This window comes from Nocardia lijiangensis NBRC 108240, from assembly GCF_001613045.1.
Taxonomy (GTDB): Bacteria; Actinomycetota; Actinomycetes; order Mycobacteriales; family Mycobacteriaceae; genus Nocardia; species Nocardia lijiangensis.
The window spans coordinates 1-5,203 of record NZ_BDBP01000145.1 but is presented as its reverse complement, the minus strand read 5'-3'; the positions used below and the strand labels follow the sequence as shown (position 1 = coordinate 5,203).

General features: G+C 67.8%; 2 protein-coding genes. Both read right to left on the bottom strand.

All coding sequences use genetic code 11. The features are described from left to right. Positions 1-854 (bottom strand): serine/threonine-protein kinase (locus tag NL1_RS34075; RefSeq protein ID WP_156095178.1); only part of this gene is annotated, 854 nt, incomplete at its 3' end. A 467-nt stretch (positions 855-1,321) separates the two neighbouring features. Beyond that, entirely contained in the window at positions 1,322-4,918 is a 3,597-nt protein-coding gene (gene metH / locus NL1_RS34070; protein WP_067848578.1) for a methionine synthase, read from the bottom strand. Positions 4,919-5,203: the final 285 nt, after the last annotated feature.

Below are 5,203 nucleotides of genomic sequence, written 5' to 3'. Positions count from 1 at the left end.
TTGGTCGCCACCGGCGCCGCCGCCAGCGCCGGAACCCGGCCCGCCGCAACGGCTTCCAGCGCCTCCTGCGCCTCGCGCATGGTCGGGCGCGCGTCGATGCTCGCGGCGAGCAGGTGCATCAGCACCGGTCCGAGCCCGTCCGCCCGCCGCGGTTCGGCTATGTCGGCCCGCGCGACGGCGTGCAGGACCGCCAGTGCGTTGTCACCCTCCCCGAACGGCGGCGCGCCCTCCACCGCGGCGTACAGCGTGCTGCCGAGGGCGAACACGTCGGACGCCGGTTCCGGGTTCTCGCCGCGCGCCACCTCCGGCGCGAGGTAGGCGGGAGTGCCCGCGAGGAATCCGGTCGCGGTGACGGTCACGTCGCCGACCGCGCGGGAGATGCCGAAGTCGGTGATCTTCACGGTGCCGTTGTCGGCGACCAGCAGATTGGCGGGTTTCACGTCGCGGTGCATGATGCCCGCGTCGTGCGCGGCGGCCAGCGCGGCGGCGGCCTGCGCGCCGATCTTGGCCACCTCGATCGGCGACAGGGTGCGCTGCCCGGACAGCTTGACGGCCAAGCTCGGCGCGTTCATGTATTCCATGACCAGCCACGGCTGGCCGTCCTCTTCGGCGACGTCGAACACGGTGATCGCGTTGGGGTGGTGCAGCCGCGCCGCGATCCGCCCTTCGCGCATCGCGCGCAATTTCGACTCCAGCGCCTGCGCTTTGGAGAGCCCCGGCCCGAGTAGCAGCTGTTTCACCGCCACGGTGCGGCGCAACCGCACGTCGGTCGCCCGCCACACCACACCCATCGCGCCGGTGCCGATCGGATCCGTCAGCCGATACCGTCCAGCGATCAACCGATCCGCCGTCATGTGGTCGTGCCCCTCCTGCTGTGCGCCGAGCCGTCGAGCGCTTCGGCGCGCTCGGCGGATTTTCCGGAAACCCGTACGCTCCGAAGTGCTTTGCACCCGTCAGCAGCGAGACGAACGGCATCCGCCGACTGCTCCGGATGCAGTTGCAATTGTTCGACAATGGCATACCCACCCGACAGACAGCCAGCCGCGTGACACGATGCCGCGGACCGGACGGTCGAATACCCAGGTCGCCTTGAAACATCGAGCGTACCCGTAGGTAACGGATATTGGGCGATACCCGTTCGGCGACCGGCATTTTCGCACTTCCCAGCAGGTCAGAGCCCGCGACAAAGGCCGGAGCCGCGACCGGGGGACACTCCCCGATCGTCGCGGTGAGTACCGTCACATCTTCCGGCCCGAGTGCGCCGTATACAAGCGGAACGGCGGCTCCACGTCACGCGGAGCCGCCGTTCTCGCCGGACGGATCAGGCGTTGAAGTACTTCGCCTCGGGGTGCAGCAGGACGAACGCGTCGGTGGACTGTTCGGGATGCAGCTGTAGTTCTTCCGAGAGGACGACGCCGATGCGGTCGGCTTCGAGCAGGTCGACCAGCTTGGCGCGATCCTCGAGGTCCGGGCACGCGCCATAGCCGAAGGAGTAGCGCGCGCCGCGGTAGCCGAGCTTGAAGTAGTCCTGCACGTCCTCGGGGTCGGATTCGGCCACCGAATGCCCGTCGAGCACCAGTTCTTCGCGGACGCGGCGGTGCCAGTATTCGGCGAGCGCCTCGGTGAGCTGGACGCCGATGCCGTGCACCTCGAGGTAGTCGCGGTAGTTGTCGGCGGCGAACAATTCGTTGGCGAAATCGGCGATGGGCTGGCCCATGGTCACCAGCTGGAACGGCAGCACATCCACCTGGCCGGTGGCCTTGGCGTGCTCGCGCGAGCGCAGGAAGTCGGCGATGCACAGGAACCGGTCGCGCTGCTGGCGCGGGAAGGTGAACCGATACCGTTGCGGCGCATCGGGATCGGGTTCGGTGAGTACGACGACGTCGTCGCCTTCCGACACCGCGGGGAAGTAGCCGTAGACCACGGCCGCGTGCTGCAGCACGCCCTCGGTGGACAGCCGGTCCAGCCAGGCTCGCAGCCTCGGGCGGCCTTCGGTTTCCACCAGTTCCTCGTAGGAGGGCCCGTCACCGCCACGCTGGCCGCGCAAACCCCACTGGCCGAGGAACAGTGCCCGCTCGTCGAGCAGACCCGAATACTCGTGCAGCGAGAGGCCTTTGATCACCCGCGTGCCCCAGAACGGTGGCGCAGGCACCGGCAGGTCGGCGGCCACGTCCGAGCGTGCGGGCACCTCGACGGGGATCTCGGCGGCCTTGCGCTGGGCGGCGATCCGCTTGGAGCGTTCGTGGCGGGCCTTGCGTTCGGCGGCCTTCTCCCGTTCGGCGACGGCCTCGGGGCTGTCGGGGTCGGGGCCGCCGCCGCGCTTGCGGTTCATGATGTCGTCCATCAACCGCAGGCCCTCGAAGGCGTCGCGGGCGTAGTGCACGTCGCCCTCGTACACCTCGGTGAGATCGTTCTCCACGTAGGCGCGGGTCAGCGCGGCGCCGCCGAGCAGCACAGGGAACTGGTCGGCCACGCCCCTGGCGTTGAGCTCCTCCAGGTTCTCCTTCATCACCACGGTCGACTTCACCAGCAGCCCGGACATGCCGATCACGTCGGCCTTCTTGTCCACCGCGGCGTCGAGGATGGTCGCGATCGGCTGCTTGATGCCGAGGTTGACGACCTCGTAGCCGTTGTTCGACAGGATGATGTCGACCAGGTTCTTGCCGATGTCGTGCACGTCGCCCTTGACGGTGGCCAGCACGATGCGGCCCTTGCCGGAGTCGTCAGTGGCCTCCATGTGCGGTTCCAGGTAGGCGACCGCGGACTTCATCACCTCCGCCGACTGCAGCACGAACGGCAGCTGCATCTGGCCCGAGCCGAAGAGCTCACCGACGGTCTTCATGCCTGCCAGCAACGTCTCGTTGATGATCTGCAGCGGCGGCACCTCGGCCATGGCCGCTTCCAGGTCGGCCTCCATACCGGCCTTCTCACCGTCGACGATGCGCCGCTCGAGCCGCTCGAACAACGGCAGCGCGGCCAGTTCCTCGGCGCGCGAAGCCTTCGACGACGACGTCGAGACACCCTCGAACAACGCCATCAGCTTCTGCAGCGGGTCGTAGTCCGGGGTCCGGCGGTCGTAGACCAGATCCAGCGCGGTCTCGCGCTGCTCGTCCGGGATCCGGCTCATCGGCAGGATCTTGGAGGCGTGCACGATCGCCGAATCCAGGCCCGCCTGCACGCATTCGTGCATGAACACCGAGTTCAGCACCTGCCGCGCGGCCGGATTCAAGCCGAAGGAGATGTTCGACAGACCCAGGGTCGTCTGCACCTGCGGGTGGCGGCGCTTCAGCTCCCGGATCGCCTCGATGGTCTCCACGCCGTCGCGGCGCGACTCCTCCTGACCGGTGCCCAGGGTGAAGGTCAAGGTGTCGATGATGATGTCGGACTCGACCAGCCCCCAGTTGCCGGTGATGTCGGCGATCAGGCGCTGCGCGATCTCCACCTTCTTCTCCGCCGTGCGCGCCTGACCCTCTTCATCGATGGTCAACGCGACCACCGCCGCGCCGTGCTCGGCCACCAACCGCATGGTCTGCTGGAATCGAGACTCCGGCCCGTCACCGTCCTCGTAGTTCACCGAGTTCACCGCACACCGGCCACCCAGGTGCTCGAGCCCGGCCTGCAACACCGGGGTCTCGGTGGAATCCAGCATGATCGGCAATGTCGAGGCCGTCGCCAACCGCGACGCCAATGCCTCCATGTCCTTGGTGCCGTCGCGACCGACGTAATCGACACACAAATCGAGCATATGCGCGCCGTCACGCGTCTGGTCCTTGGCGATGTCGAGGCACTTCTGCCAGTCCTCGGCCAGCATCGCGTCGCGGAAAGCCTTGGAGCCGTTGGCATTCGTCCGCTCACCGATCATCATCACCGAGGCGTCCTGCTCGAACGGCACCGCGGTGTACATGCTCGACACACTCGGCTCGTGCACCGGCGCGCGGCGCTCCGCGATCGGCGCCAGCGTCGGCTCGACCTCGCGCACCGCGTCGCGCACCTGACGGATGTGCTCCGGGGTCGTACCGCAGCAGCCGCCCACCAGCGCCAAACCGAACTCACTGACGAACTGGCGCATGGAAACGGCCAGCTCCTCCGGCGTCAACGGATACTCCGCGCCGTTGGCGCCCAGCACCGGCAGACCCGCGTTCGGCATCACCGACACCGGCACCCGCGAGTGCCGCGACAGATGCCGCAGATGCTCGCTCATCTCGTCCGGACCGGTCGCGCAGTTCAACCCGATCATGTCGATACCCAGCGGCTCGAGCGCGGTCAACGCCGCACCGATCTCACTGCCGACCAGCATCGTGCCGGTCGTCTCCACGGTCACATGGGTGATGATCGGAATCCGCCGGCCCGCACGCTCCATGGCGCGCCTGCTACCCGTGATCGCCGCCTTCACCTGCAACAAGTCCTGGCAGGTCTCGATCAGGATCGCGTCCGCGCCGCCCTCCAGCATGCCCAGCGCGGACTCGATGTAGGCATCACGCAGCACCGTGTACGGCGCATGCCCCAGCGTCGGCAACTTGGTACCCGGCCCCATCGAACCCAGCACATACCGCGGCGTGCCGTCCTCGCTCGGCCCCATCTCGTCGGCCACCTCGCGCGCCAGCCGGGTACCGCGCTCGGACAGATCGCGAATCCGGTCGGCGATGTCGTAGTCGGCGAGGTTCGGCAGATTGCAGCCGAAGGTATTGGTCTCGACCGCGTCCGCACCCGCCTCGAAGTACGCGCGATGAATGTCGCGCAGCACGTCCGGCCGGGTTTCGTTCAGGATCTCGTTACAGCCCTCCAGCCCGCGGAAATCGTCCAGGGTCAGATCCGCGGCCTGCAACATGGTGCCCATCGCGCCGTCACCGATGACGACACGCCGACGGAGCGTGTCGAGAAGGGTGGTATCGAACGCGGCGGAGTGGGACACAGACATGTGTACAAGCCTAAAGGCCGGGTACGACCGGCAACCAACAGCCCGCGAATGTTCATGGCGAGCGTGTGCGGCGCCACATTCGGGCCGGAGCCGCACCACAGTCTCTTCCACCACCGAACCTCCACCGACGGCAACCCCACCAATCAGGCTCCGGCCCGACTCCGCCGCGACGACCCCCGGCATCCCGACCATCGGTGAACAACACCCCCAAGGCACCGCCGAAACGAGCCCCCTGAACAAGCCACACCACGCAACCGCCCCCCACATCCCCGCACTCCCAGCCAC

Bases quoted from the DNA above. Each gene is read 5' to 3' on its own strand.
- metH (WP_067848578.1), bottom strand. From the start codon at position 4,918: ATGTCTGTGTCCCACTCCGCCGCGTTCGATACCACCCTTCTCGACACG.